Raw genomic sequence first — 14,545 nt, 5'->3', positions numbered from 1 at the left:
AACAATCCAACCTTTCTTAATACCATAAATGGAACGTTGATAAGCTACTCACTAAAAAGAAATTAATCACGACGATACCGTAGGCCCCTATTAATACCCAGGCATATTTGGTACTCCGCAATTTCCCTTTACGATTTGCATAAATAATACCACTATACATCAAGACAATCAAAAATGATGCGATAATTTTCGGATCAAACAGCGGTACACTTGCGATACGTAAAAGAGCCCACTCTAAGCCTAACAATAAACTAATGAGTAATATAGGTACGCCAATATAAATCGATACATTCATCCAATTCATCATTTGCTCAAGTGGCGGAAAACGTTGCCAAAACACAGGTGTCGTTCGCTTTTCTTTTAACATTTTATACATCATCAAATACAGCACAGAAAAAACAAAGCTTAATGTGAAAATAGCATACGCTACCATAGCTGCAAAGATGTGAATAAATAACATTTCTGAAATTAAATTTTCATGTACAAAACTACCAGTTCGCTTAGGCATGAACGTATGAATCGTAACAAACACAAAGCCTAATGAATATATAACGAGCACAGGTAAATCCACTCGTACGATACAATGCAAAATAATTGATAAACTTACGAGTAACCATGAATAAAACAAAATGCCTTCATATAAGGACAATATCGGAAACCGTTGTGTTTCTACGATATACAAAATCAAATATAAGCTTTGGAGCGCCCAAACAATTGACACTAGCCAAAACGCCATACGACGTAAGTGGGGGCGCTTTAAAAAATAATCGACAAAATAAAACACGAGACTAATTGCATACATAACAATCATGATCTCGTATAGTCGCATTAATACAACATCAGTCAACGTTTACCCCTTCTTAACTTTTAAATTTTCGCAAAAACAAAGGTGTTTCCGCATCTACATTTTATCATACAGATACGAAAACACCTCATCTTACTACTTAAAATGATAAACCCAACGTAGGCGTTGTTTGTTGCTTCATTTGTGCTAAGCGATCTTTTTCTACTTGTTCCATCGCTTGCTTTTCTTCCTCTACAGCTTCCTCAAGGTTGAAAATTTGTTGGAATAAGCGTAATTGCTCGCTTGCTTTCTTTTCGTTAGCAATCTCTTTCACTTGTAAAATCGGATCTTTTAATAGTTGATTAATAATCGATTTCGTATGTTTATTTAAAATTTTTCGCTCACGCTCAGTTAACTCTGGCATTTTATTTTCAATACTTACCATCGTTTGCTGTTGAATCGCATTAGCTTTTTTACGCAGTGCAGAAATTACAGGTACGACACCTAAAGTTGCTAACCAATTTTCAAAGTCAACTAATTCAGTTTCAATCATTGTTTCAATTTCAGTTGCTGCACGCTCTCGCTCTGCTAAGTTAGCTTCTACGATACCTTGCATATCATCAATATCATATAAAAATACATTTTCTAAATCTCCTACGCGTGGGTCAATATCACGCGGTACCGCAATATCTACCATAAATAACGGTTTACCCTTACGTAGACGCTCTACAAATTGCATTAATTCATAATCAATTACATAGTCTTTCGCGCCTGTTGACGTAATTAAAATATCGGCTTCTAACATTGAACATTGCAATTCTTGTAAGGATTTTGCTTGGCCTTCAAACTTCTCAGCTAATAGTTCGGCTTTTTCTAATGTACGGTTAATAACCGTAATCTTGCCCACACCGCTACCTTGTAAGTTTTGAATGGCTAGCTCACCCATTTTACCTGCGCCTAAAATGGCAACATGCTTGCGTTTTAATGAGCCAAAGATTTTTTTTGCTAACTCTACAGCAGCATAAGATACAGACACAGCATTTTCTCCAATAGCTGTTTCTGTATGCGAGCGCTTAGCAAAAGTAACCGCTTGCTTAAACATGTGATTAAATACCGTTCCTGTCGTACCAATCGTCTGTGCATTTAAAAAGCTTGCACGTACTTGCCCTAAAATTTGCGTCTCGCCAAGCACCATAGAATCGATGCCAGCTGTTACGCGGAATAAATGCGTAAATGCTGCTTCGTTTTCATGGATAAATAAATACGGCGCAAACGCGTCAATTGATAAATCAAACCAGTCTGCTAAAAACTGTTTAATATAGTGACGCCCTGTATGCAATTGATCTACGACCGCATAAATTTCTGTACGATTACATGTTGATACGATAATATTTTCTAAAATACTTTTTTGTTGTTGTAGCGCTTCCATTGCTTTCGGTAACGTGCTTTCAATAAACGAAAGACGCTCGCGAATTTCAACAGGCGCTGTTTTATAATTCAAGCCTACCACGATTGTATGCATGAACCTTCGCCACCTCACACCTTCTAAATTCATGAAACAATTATACCACAGTATCGTTAACAATTCTCAACAGAAATGTGAACGCTATGACGTCATTATCCCATAGTTGCTTACAATACAAAACCAAAACGAAATATGTGAAAATATAAAAATGCGAGACGATGTTAATTATCGCCTCGCATTTTTATTATTTACACGTTGTTGGGCGCTCTTTACTGTGAAACCGTAACATTTTTGCGCGCTAACACGTTGCCGTCTTTATCTAAAGCTAAAAATTCAACATTGCTGCTCAACGTTAAGTTTGTAAACTGTGCAACCGGCTGTGTTGTTGTATGCAATACATTGCTGCGATTACCTAACGTGAACTCTAAATCGCCACTAGTTGCACGATACTTAACAATTACTCTATCCACAAGATTACACGTAGCATCGACTTGTGTTTGCATCGTCACTCGGTTATTGCGTAAACGGACTGTTGGATTACGCAATAAATTATCGCTAATCGCACATGAATCATAAATACGATTACATAAAATCGAATTAATTAACGTTTGTGCGTGATTATGGAATTGATGACGTCCTAACGCATGGAAGTAAGCACCTTGCGTTTCGTTCGCTAATTGGATTAACGTGCGACTGTTAAGTTGCTTGCCTTCACCTACACCAATCGTATACACCTTAATGCCTTGATCTTGCGCTTTTTTCGTTACTTTACGGATGCTTGCTGCTGACGTCTTGCCGTCTGATATAACAATTAAAGCTTTTGTCGTTTGCTTACTATTAGTAAAGTGATTAAATACGACCTCTGTTGATTTTAAAAGGTTAGTACCACCTTTATCAATCTCGTTATCAAATAATGAGTGTTGTAACACTTCTTTCGTTGTCCCTTTTTTAAGCAATTTACCTTTTGTATCTGCACGTACAACGATATTATTTTCCGCTTCAAATTGTTTAATCATTTTGCGTACATAGTGCGCACGGTCATTATTAGGGTCTACCGCTTTCATAGAGCCTGAGTAGTCAACTACAAAACCGATTTCTGTAGCGCGCGTACAGCTATTCGTTTCAAAGCGTGGGTCGGTATAAATATCTAGCGTTTGTGGCACCATGACACTTTTTAACATATCATCATACTGTTTGTCGCCCGTTACGATTTCTACTTGTGCTTTTGACTCTCCATAAACGATGGAATCAAAATACACGACCGCTGTCCCAGGCTCACCTGTCCCTCCAAGAGCACTTGATGTATTCGTAATAAAATGACCACGGCGCTCTTCACCATTAAATGTTACTTTCACTTCACCTTGATAGTCAGTAATTACTTCTCCACCTGGCATATAAAGGTTAACCATAACTTTTGTATAGCGTTCAAACTCTTTAGGACGATTGGCGATAATTTCACTTTCTTTTAAAGCATCTACACGCTTTTTATACGCCTCTAATTGCCCGAGCTTTTTACCTTTTTCGTACGCTAAAAAGACATCCTTTTCTTTAATGCCGAGATTTTCATAAATTGACCAGATAGAATAAATACTATCGTAATGTTCTAACGTAATTTTATCTTCTGCCGGTAAATATCCCATCAGTTGTACAATCGATGCTACCGCATTAATTTGCTCAGCTTGTGAGGCGATTACATCATCAATACCTTGAATTGTATAGGTCGGGCGCAGTGGGTCAACCTGGCTGTAATGAATTTCTGCTGGGTAGCGTATGCCTTCATATACACGATTTTGTAAAATACGATCAAATAACCATAACGCGATTGGGTAATTTTCGAATTTTAAAATAGCGTTCTCATAGCTTAACGCATCATCTTCAGCATTTTCATATTTACCATAATGAATATACTCACGTCTAATTTCACCGAGTACGTCACGGAACTCTGCTAATTGACCAATTTCAAACTTGTAACCGTCATATAAATTATACACATCAATTAAACCATCTTGGAAAAACTCTGGTGATGTTTCTGTAATAATAGCAGGTGGTTTAACATTTGTATTCTCATCTTCTGGTTGATCTGGGTCCCATACTTCATACGTTACGCGCATTTCTGCTTTTGGCACATAGCGTAGGGGCACTTCTATTTTTTTACCAACAAAGCAGCTCATTTCTTTATCAGGATTTTCTACTAGTTCAAATGTAATTGTGTCCCGTACAGACTTTGTCAATTGCGGCGCTACAATCTCTGCATAAATCGTATTGCCATCTGTATATACATTACGTGTAACTTTACCTTCTCCGTCTACTGCGTAAGCGCCAAATTTAGATTTCACTTGGAACTGGTAAACCTTCTCTTCATCAATTGGCGTTAAATCACATGTTTGTAATTGCACTTCAATCATCGTGCGGTCCACACCGTTCGCAATTAACTCTTGCTTTTCGATACGCACATCTTGTACAAGACCTTTACTACTCTCAGAACCTACGATATCATTACCTTCTTGTTCCTCAGGCTCTGGTAAAACAGCGGTAGAGTTACCATCAAAGCCGTGGGGTAAAGTAACTTTACTATCATCACGTCCAACAGGAGCTAATGACAAGCCTTTAACTGCTAACTTCTCTTTTTGTTGTGCACGGTATAAAAATACAGCTAGATCGCCTTTCGTTAACTTGCGTTCAGGCTGATAATCAGGATAATTTTTTTTGCCCGTCACACCTGTTGTGATACCTTGTGTATATAAAAATTGTACCGCTTGCATTTCACTCAAATCATAACCACGAAATGCTGCAAAAACACGGGCAAATTCACCGCGTGTCACAGGTTGCGTACGAAGATTACGATTCACATAACCTTTTAGCGGTAAGTTAAATTCGCCATAAAACAAATAGCGCATATCCGCATCATTCGCTTGCTGGTAATGCTCATCTGCACGCGCTATCGTTTGTACTAAAAGGTCTTCTGAAACATCACGATTTGGCTCAAAACGACCAGGGCCGTCCATAATTTGATTTTCAACTGCCCAGTTAATTGCAGGGTACTTACCATTCGTTGGCAACACATCAGTAAAAGAAGCTGCTTCAGCTACAAATGGCAAAAATGATGTAATAACGAGTAATAAAGTTAACATACTAGCTATTAACTTCTGTGTGTACTTCATCCCTATGCCCTCTCTTTCCTTCATTTATTGTGAAAAGATGACATCATTCACATAGCGTGACTTCAGATCATCTTCTAGATGCTTTAATAAACGATCTAACATACGCATTGCTTGTGCACGCGTTAAATTTTTACGAGGTTCAAATCTATCTTCAGTTCCATGCATTAAACCTAGTTCTTGTGCTAAATACACATTATTACGGTGACTTTCTCCAATCGCATCGTCATCTAAATACAGGTGAACGGCTTGCATATTCGCTTGGTTATTTTGTAAACCTAATGCGCGAATCATAAAGCTTGCCGCATGCTCTCGCGTCAATGCATTATTCGGTGAAAAACTACAAGGGTTTGTAATGCCTGGCTTATTTTTGCTAGGTGCTTTTTCCACAATAGGTGGCTGCGTAAAATCACATCTGCCATTGCCCGTCGTCAATCCTTTTTGCACAGCGAGTAAGATAGCCTCATAATTTTCATTAGTAGCTGGCAAGTCCTTGAAATAACTCGTGTTATTTTTGCCTTTCGCTTTCGTTTTCGATTTTTCGTCTGGCATATCTACACGTAAATCAATGAGCTTTGCCAATGCTGATGTGAAGTCTACACGCGTAATATAAACACCGGGTTTAAATGAACGAATACCTAAAATAGTGCTTGGGTAGTCGTTAATGACTTGTAAACCATACATTTTTTTTATCGCTTCATAGGCTTCATCATCTAAATTTTGGATATCGTTAAATTTAGCTACAGGCAAAGCGCTATTCGTTGGTGTATAGGCTTTCTCTAAAGATATTTCGTCCATTGTACCGTCGGGAAGTTCATATTCGTAAATAGAACCCATTTCTTTATAGCGTTCAATGACATAATACTCATCATACGACACACCTGATGCTAAATTTTGTTGCAGTTCTATAATACTTGATTTTGTAACGTTCACTTTATTCGTCACAGTCCATTCTTCATCAACTATACCGTCTAGTTCACGCTCATAATTATAATCACTAATTAAAGCCTCTGTTGCTCCCCAAAAATTTTCGTAGCCTGCACGACGCGTTTCCACGTTGACGTTAATACGCTCTTGTGGTGCGTTACGATTCACTTTACGATCAAATACTTTTCGCGTGATACCTTTGCCAGAATAGTAATCTGAAGCAGGTCGCACATCTACAAATTGTGCATCAGAATATTCATAGTCAATTAGACTGTATTTATCTTGACCAATATCAATCGTTTCTGTATATTTTGTGATTTTCTCTTCAGCTGTTTTTTGCCCGATATTATCGTAACTTATCACGTCTGACTCATACGAAATTTTGCGCGTTAATTTATCTCGGTTGCTAGGCCCTGTTAACGTCAGTGAAATATCGCGTTTAGCTTTCCCGCCTTTATTGGATTCTTTAATCGAGATTGCTTTTCCCTCTCCTTTAAAGAGCACAGGTTGACCTGAAATAAATACAACTTCTTCATATTGATAATTATTTTTCACACCGCCACTCATATCGAGTGTCTCGGCCTTCGCAGGCGATGTAAATAGCAACGTAACCATTGCTATAGAAGCGATAGCTAATTTTTTCACTTAATCATGCCTACCTTTCTTTATAAAGAAAGGCGTGTAGTGCTACACGCCTTTGTTTACTACACTTAATCCACTAACAAAATCGCTGCTTGTAAAGCATCATCATAAATTACAACGATACGATCATGCATTTTTAATTGACTCGCTTCAATGACTTTACCGCCTTTAATAATAAGTGCACGGTCGATTGTCATATCTACTAGGCGGCCACTTTGTACAAAGCCGCTTGCTCGCCACTGCGCCACATCTTTTAACGTCAGTTGACCTAAGTTAAGATTTACGTCAGAAACACGACCTACAGCTGTTACCGTACTTAAGTGATCTGCTTGATCAATAATTTGTAACGCTTGTACATGACCATCTTTCACATAAAAGTAAGCATAATCACCTTCATAATTAAAGAGATCCATCTCAGCCTTCAGTGAAATGATTTGTGCATCCAAATCTACTTTTGCTACTGTTGAGTTACTGTATGAGAAAACATCATCATCTGTGAATGTCCAGCGATTACGGTCATATTTTACCGCATCGGTGACCTCCATTAAGTAGTTGTCGCTTACTTGCTCTATTTTACCGTAATAAAGCTCGTGACCTGCAAAGTTAGCTGACGTAAAACTATCATGCATTACTTGCGCAACATGCACAAAGTTATTACGTGTATGACCATCTGTTACAACGTACGCTTGATTAGCTACTGTTAAGCCTGTCGGTTTAATTAAGCGACCATTACGTACTAAGATTGAACCATCATGGAAGTACATTCTTCCTACATTAGCTAAATCCATAAATTTATAACGTGTATCGACTGCTAACATCGGCTCATAATATGTACGTTCATTGTTTTCTCGCACAATCATTTGTTGAATAACTTCTTTGCCAAATTGTTTGGTCGTCACATAATAAACATCACTATTAATATATTTTTTCAATGCTGTTTTTGCTACTTTTTTATTACCAACGTAAATAGGTGTACGACTTTGGAAATTGGTCGTCGTTTGCTTAGCATTAACACGGAAGCCAAATTCCCAGTCTTCTAACGGTTGTTCGTTACGTACCGTTAAACGATTTGTTGCACTATTTACTGCCGTAATTGTACCGCGATAAATATTTTCCACTTGCGTTCCTACCGATTGGATTGTTAATGAAGTGACTAGCGAACTAGAAGGGCTTGCTAATGTTAAACTCACCACATCTCCCACGTACATTTCACTAATATCTACAACGCCGCTATTTTTGCGATAAACCGTATTGCTGTTAATATAAAATGTTTGATTTGTTGAACGGTTAAGTTGTACGGTAATATACATACCTTTCGGGTCAATACTCGTCAATGAACCTGTAATTGTACCTAGATTGTCTTTCGCTTGAGCTGCTAATGGAAAAGCTAGCACCATAGCCAACACAAAAGTCGAAAGCACTCCTGCTATCTTCTTCAACGTAGCTCTCCTCCTTTAGATGCACTTATATTGAAATATCGAAATTTTGACCAGCTGTTGGGTGTGGTGCATCTAACATTTCTACAAGTTGAGTTGTTTGTTGTTCTTGCATTTCCATCGCTTGCTTCGTTACTGCTAGCGATACGTCTTGCATAAGCTTTGCTTGGCTCATATTCATGGCTAATGCTGCAATATCCATCCTTATACACCTCCTATATCATTTATCGTCTCTTCTCTCTCTATGTGAAGTTCTCCATAAGAAAAACATCACCCATATTACAACCGTAACATGAATGATGCTTTTTTTACATACGTTTTTTAATTTCTGCCCAAGCTTCTTCAATACCAAGACTTTTTTCTGACGAAAATGTAATAATAGGATCCCCTTTTACCATATCTAATTTCTTTTTGATTATTGATTTATGTTTATCCCATTTGCCTTTAGGTATTTTATCCGCTTTCGTCGCAATTACGATACACGGAATATTATAATGCTTTAAAAAATCATACATCATCATATCATCTGCTGTTGGATTGTGGCGCAAATCTACAATGAGTACAACAGCGCGTAGTGGTTCGCGCGTTGTAATATATTGCTCAATCATTTTGCCCCAAGCCGCACGCTCTGACTTCGAAACTTTAGCATAACCATAGCCAGGTACGTCGACAAAAAATAGTCGTTCTTCTATTTTATAAAAGTTTAGCGTTTGTGTCTTCCCAGGTTTAGAAGACGTGCGCGCCATGCTTTTACGGTTAATCATACGATTAATAAACGAGGATTTTCCGACGTTAGAACGTCCTGCTAAGGCAAACTCTGGTAAGCCATCTTCTGGGTATTGCTCTGGCTTTACCGCACTAATTACCATCTCTACATTGTGAATCTTGGTAATATTAAAATCGTTTTGTGACTCTTCATTCATCATTAAAATCCTCCGTCTAAAGCTAGGTTTAAAACATCATCGGCAGCTGTTACAAATTTAAATGTTAACGCCTCGCGTACGCTCTCTGGAATATCATCTACATCACGCTCATTGTCTTTCGGGCAAATAATCGTCGTTAGACCTGCACGGTGCGCACCTAGCGACTTTTCTTTTAACCCACCGATAGCTAATACTCGACCACGCAACGTAATTTCTCCTGTCATTCCGATTTCTTTTTTTATCGCTTTATTCGTAATAGCAGACGCAATCGCTGTGGCCATCGTAATTCCAGCGGATGGACCATCTTTAGGTACAGCACCTTCTGGCACATGAATGTGAATATCATGTTTATCAAAATAATCTGCTTCTACGCCTAACTTCTCTGTGCGTGAACGAATGAAAGATAGAGCAGCTTGTGCTGATTCTTTCATGACATCACCTAATTTACCTGTAAGTTGCATTTTGCCTTTACCTGGTGTGATATTTACTTCGATTTGTAAAGTATCGCCACCTACTGTAGTATACGCTAGGCCTGTTGCTACACCTATTTGATTTTCTTTTTCTGCACTGCCATGACGCACGCGATGTTTACCTAATAGCTCGATAACCATTTTAGCGTTAATTGTTACACGTTTGCGCTCTCCTGTTACAATCATCTTCGTCACTTTACGACATACGGTAGCAATTTGACGCTCTAAGTTACGCACCCCAGCTTCACGTGTATAATAACGAATGATATCAAGCACTGCTTCTTCTTTAAAAATAATTTGCGATTTCGTTAAACCATGTTCCTCACGTTGTTTAGGAATTAAATGGTTTGTAGCAATCGCTAGTTTCTCTTGTTCGGTATAGCCTGAAATCGAAATAACTTCCATACGGTCAAGCAACGGACCTGGAATTGTACTTAAATCATTAGCTGTAGCTATAAATAGCACATTTGATAAATCGTAAGGCTCTTCAATGTAGTGATCGCTAAACGTATTGTTTTGTTCTGGGTCTAACACTTCTAGCATTGCTGCAGATGGGTCGCCACGGAAATCATTCGACATTTTATCAATCTCGTCTAATAAAAATAACGGATTAATCGTGCCTGCTTTTTTCATACCTTGAATAATGCGTCCAGGCATAGCGCCTACGTACGTACGACGGTGGCCTCTAATTTCTGATTCATCTCTCACGCCACCAAGTGATGCACGTACAAATGTACGATCTAAACTTTCCGCCACAGAACGTGCTAATGATGTTTTACCTACCCCAGGAGGGCCGACTAAACAAAGGATGGGGCCTCTTAATGACTTTGTCATTTGTCGTACTGCTAAGTATTCAATAATACGCTCTTTTACTTTTTCCAAACCGTCGTGATCGCGGTTTAAAATGTCAGTCGCATGCTCAATCGATAAACGGTCTTCTGTCGCTTTTGTCCACGGCAGTGAAACTAACCACTCTACATAGTTACGGATGACGCCACTTTCTGCACTAGCAGCCGGTAATTTTTCATAGCGATTTAATTCCTTTAACGCAACTTCTTCCGTTGCTTCTGGCATACCAGCTTGTTCAATACGCTTACGTAGTTCGGCTACTTCGCCCGTTTTCCCTTCACTTGCGCCTAATTCATCTTGAATCGCTTTTAATTGTTCGCGTAAATAGTACTCTTTTTGCGTTTTTTCGACCGCTTCTTTTACGCGCGCACTAATTTTCTTCTCGACAGCGATGACTTCAAGTTCATCATGCATGCGAATAATCAAATAGTCTAAGCGTTTTTTTACATTTGCAATCGCGAGCACTTCTTGTTTATCCGCTATTTTCACAGGCAAATGTGTCATCATTAAATCTGCACATTTACTCGGATTTTTTTCTTCTTCTACAAGTGCGACAGTTTCAGCAGTAATTTTATTCGAAGATTTCGCAAAGCGGGCAAAATAATCATGAGCGATGCGTAATAGCGCCGCCGTTTCGATATCCTCTTCTACTTCTGAAGCGACTACTGTTACTTGTACTTGATTAAACTTACGTGCTTCTTCATAATTCGTCCACGTTGCACGGTCTACACCTTCTACTAATACACGTAACGTACCATTCGGTAATTTAATTAATTGCTTAATATAAGCAATCGTCCCTGTACCATAAAGATCTTGCGCTGTTGGATTTTCTACTTTTACTTCTTTTTGTGTTACTAAAAAAATATGTTTATCTCGTTCCATCGCTTCTTCAAGCGCAGCAATTGAACGGTCACGTCCTACATCCACGTGCAAGCGCATTTTTGGATAAACGAGAAGCCCTCGTAATGGTAACATCGGCATCAATTTTGTTGTCATGCGGGTATCCACCTCCATCTAAACTACACTTTGCATTTCCCGCTTGCAAAGTACAAATCACTTCTCATATCATACCACTTCATAAAAAAAAGAAAAGCCGACTTACAGCCTTGTGCAGACGATGCACAAAACCGAAGTCAGCTCCTCGTTATGCTATTAGGCTGATGTTTTTGTATTATCTTCTTTTAACTCTTGGCCATCAGCTAATAAAAGTGTAGGCTTTACTTTTTCTGTGATCGTTTCTTCTGTAACGATACACTTTTTAACGTCTTCGCGTGATGGCAGCTCAAACATTACATCAAGCATTGTTGACTCAATGATTGAACGTAAACCACGTGCACCTGTTTTACGCTCGATTGCTTCTTTAGCAATAGCTACTAGTGCTTTGTCAGTAAATTCTAACGTTACATCGTCAAGCTCTAACATTTTTTGATATTGCTTAACCAGTGCGTTTTTCGGTGCTGTTAAGATTTCTACAAGCGCTTCTTCATCCAGTTGCTCTAGGCTAGCTAGCACAGGAAGACGACCGATAAACTCTGGGATTAAACCAAATTTTAATAAGTCTTCTGGAATAAGTTTCGCCATTAACGAACCTTCTTCTTCTGCTACTTTGTTTGGTTCTGCCCCAAAGCCGATAACTTTTTCGCCTTGACGACGTTTAATAATATCCTCAATACCGTCAAACGCACCACCTACAATAAATAAGATGTTCGTCGTATCGATTTGTAAAAAGTCTTGGTGTGGGTGCTTACGGCCACCTTGTGGCGGTACGCTTGCTGTTGTGCCTTCTAAGATTTTAAGCAACGCTTGTTGTACACCTTCACCTGATACATCGCGTGTAATCGATGGATTTTCAGATTTACGTGCTACTTTATCAATCTCATCAATATAAATAATTCCTTTTTCAGCACGCTCAATATCGTAATCGGCTGATTGGATTAATTTTAATAAAATATTTTCTACGTCTTCACCTACATAGCCTGCTTCTGTTAAAGAAGTAGCATCTGCAATAGCAAAAGGTACGTTTAAAATACGTGCTAACGTTTGCGCAAGTAACGTTTTACCGCTACCTGTAGGTCCAATTAAAACAATGTTAGATTTAGCTAGTTCTACATCATCGATTTTGCTGTTCGTATTAATACGTTTATAGTGGTTATACACTGCTACAGCTAGGGCCTTTTTTGCACGGTCTTGTCCAATTACATACTCATCTAAAATCGCTTGAATTTCTTTCGGACGAGGAACGTCTTTGAACTCAATTTCTTCCTCTCCTCCTAATTCTTCGACAACGATTTCAGAGCACAACTCGATACATTCATCACAAATGTATACACCAGGTCCTGCAACTAATTTGCGAACCTGCTCTTGTGGTTTGCCACAGAATGAGCAATGTAAGTTGTTATTTTCATCATTAAATTTGAACAATTAGTTTCACCCCTATTCAAGCAACAATCTTACAAGATTATTACTTACTTTTCAAATAAATCGCACACTACCCTATCAATATTGAGAAAACAAGGTACGGCATGAGTATCCGTACCTTGTTGTAATGTGCTATGTTGTTTTAGCTATAATTAGTTGATTACAGCGTTATCTACTAATAATTCAACTGTTTTCTTCATAACGATATCTTGTTTTAAGATTTCTGTTGAACCACCTAATGCTGTAGTGATTTGTTCAGTCGTCATGTTGAATTGTTTAGACATTTCTTCTAATTCTTTGTTTACGTCTTCTTCAGTAGCTTCAATTTTCTCTGCTGCTGCAATTGCTTCTAATGTTAAACGTACACGAATGCGGTTTTCTGCTTCTTCTTTCATTTGGCCGCGTAAGTCTTCTTCTGTTTGACCAGAGAATTGTGTATATAACTCAAGGTTCATACCTTGTTGTTGTAAACGTTGGTCGAATTCACGTACCATTTGGTCAACTTCTGTGTTTACCATGCCTGATGGTACTTCAAACTCTGCATTAGCTGCCGCTTTTTCTACTAGCTCATCGCGTAGTACTGCTTCTGCTTCTGCTTTTTTCGCTTCTGCTTTTTCTGCAGTCATTTTTTCACGTAACGCTGCTGCTGTTTCAACTGTTTCGTCAATTTCTTTAGCGAACGCATCGTCTAATTTTGGAAGTACTTTAACTTTAACTTCTTTAACTGTTACTTTGAATGTAGCTTCTTTACCAGCTAATTCTTCAGCGTGGTACTCCTCAGGGAATGTTACAACTACATCTTTATTGTCGCCAGTTTTAGCACCAACTAATTGCTCTTCAAAACCTGGAATGAATGTGCCAGAACCGATTTCAAGAGCGTAGTCTTCACCTTTACCGCCTTCAAATGCTTCTTCACCTACAAAACCTTCGAAGTCGATAACAGCTGTGTCACCTTCAACGATTGCTTCATCTTCTTTAACTTCCATTTCAGCATGTTGCGCTAATTTAGCTTCGATATCTGCTGTAATTTCTTCTTCTGTTACTTCAGCAGATTGCTTTGTAACTTCAAGACCTTTATAGTCGCCTAGTTTTGGCTCAGGTTTTACTACAACTTTAGCTGTAAATGTGAAATCTTGACCTTTAGCGAAGTTTTCTGTGCCATCGATTGATGGGTAGTCTACAGGCTCAATGCCTGCTTCATCTAAAGCGTTAGGGTAAGCTTCACCCATAACGATTTCTAATGCATCTTGGTATAATGCTTCAACGCCGAAACGTTGTTCGAATAATGGACGAGGCATTTTACCTTTACGGAAGCCTGGTACGTTGATTTCTTTTACTACTTTTTTAAACGCTTGATCTAATGCAGCGTTTACTTTTTCAGCTGGTACTGTCACTGTTAATGTACCTAAGTTAGTACCTTCTTGTTTTTCCCATTTAATTGACATATATGTTACCTCCAAAAATATAATTCAC

At 38.5% G+C, this 14,545-nt stretch carries 10 protein-coding genes; all 10 read right to left on the bottom strand.

What is annotated here, in order from left to right; genetic code table 11:
- Positions 1-16: 16 nt before the first annotated feature.
- The 10 genes from DDE80_RS05955 to tig all read right to left on the bottom strand — a co-directional run bounded on the left by DDE80_RS05955 (position 17) and on the right by tig (position 14,517).
- Entirely contained in the window at positions 17-847 is an 831-nt protein-coding gene (locus DDE80_RS05955; RefSeq protein ID WP_108306759.1) for a cytochrome C assembly family protein, read from the bottom strand.
- A 97-nt stretch (positions 848-944) separates the two neighbouring features.
- Positions 945-2,306 (bottom strand): glutamyl-tRNA reductase, encoded by a 1,362-nt coding sequence (hemA, locus tag DDE80_RS05950; protein ID WP_108306758.1) that lies wholly within the window; start codon positions 2,304-2,306, stop codon positions 945-947.
- A 212-nt stretch (positions 2,307-2,518) separates the two neighbouring features.
- Entirely contained in the window at positions 2,519-5,410 is a 2,892-nt protein-coding gene (locus tag DDE80_RS05945) for a VWA domain-containing protein (RefSeq protein WP_161952277.1), read from the bottom strand.
- A gap of 24 nt (positions 5,411-5,434) precedes the next feature.
- Positions 5,435-6,979: an S-layer homology domain-containing protein gene (locus tag DDE80_RS05940; RefSeq protein WP_108306756.1), complete on the bottom strand. Its 1,545-nt coding sequence runs from the start codon at positions 6,977-6,979 to the stop codon at positions 5,435-5,437.
- Positions 6,980-7,044: 65 nt separating this feature from the next.
- Positions 7,045-8,415 carry a hypothetical protein gene (locus DDE80_RS05935; RefSeq protein WP_108306755.1) on the bottom strand — a complete coding sequence of 457 codons (1,371 nt, stop codon included), beginning with the start codon at positions 8,413-8,415 and terminating at the stop codon, positions 7,045-7,047.
- Positions 8,416-8,440: 25 nt separating this feature from the next.
- Entirely contained in the window at positions 8,441-8,614 is a 174-nt protein-coding gene (locus DDE80_RS05930) for a YjfB family protein (protein ID WP_108306754.1), read from the bottom strand.
- Positions 8,615-8,720: 106 nt separating this feature from the next.
- Complete coding sequence (yihA, locus tag DDE80_RS05925) at positions 8,721-9,338, bottom strand: ribosome biogenesis GTP-binding protein YihA/YsxC (protein ID WP_282432384.1); 618 nt, start codon at positions 9,336-9,338, stop codon at positions 8,721-8,723.
- Positions 9,338-11,650, bottom strand: a complete 2,313-nt coding sequence (gene lon / locus DDE80_RS05920; protein ID WP_108306753.1) for an endopeptidase La — start codon at positions 11,648-11,650, stop codon at positions 9,338-9,340. The genes yihA and lon overlap by 1 nt, the downstream gene beginning before the upstream one ends.
- Before the next feature lie 156 nt (positions 11,651-11,806).
- Entirely contained in the window at positions 11,807-13,075 is a 1,269-nt protein-coding gene (gene clpX / locus DDE80_RS05915) for an ATP-dependent protease ATP-binding subunit ClpX (protein ID WP_108306752.1), read from the bottom strand.
- A gap of 149 nt (positions 13,076-13,224) precedes the next feature.
- Positions 13,225-14,517: a trigger factor gene (gene tig / locus DDE80_RS05910; RefSeq protein WP_108306751.1), complete on the bottom strand. Its 1,293-nt coding sequence runs from the start codon at positions 14,515-14,517 to the stop codon at positions 13,225-13,227.
- Positions 14,518-14,545: the final 28 nt, after the last annotated feature.

Source organism: Metalysinibacillus jejuensis (assembly GCF_003057615.1).
Classification (GTDB): Bacteria; Bacillota; Bacilli; order Bacillales_A; family Planococcaceae; genus Metalysinibacillus; species Metalysinibacillus jejuensis.
This window is presented reverse-complemented; position numbering and strand designations above follow the sequence as displayed.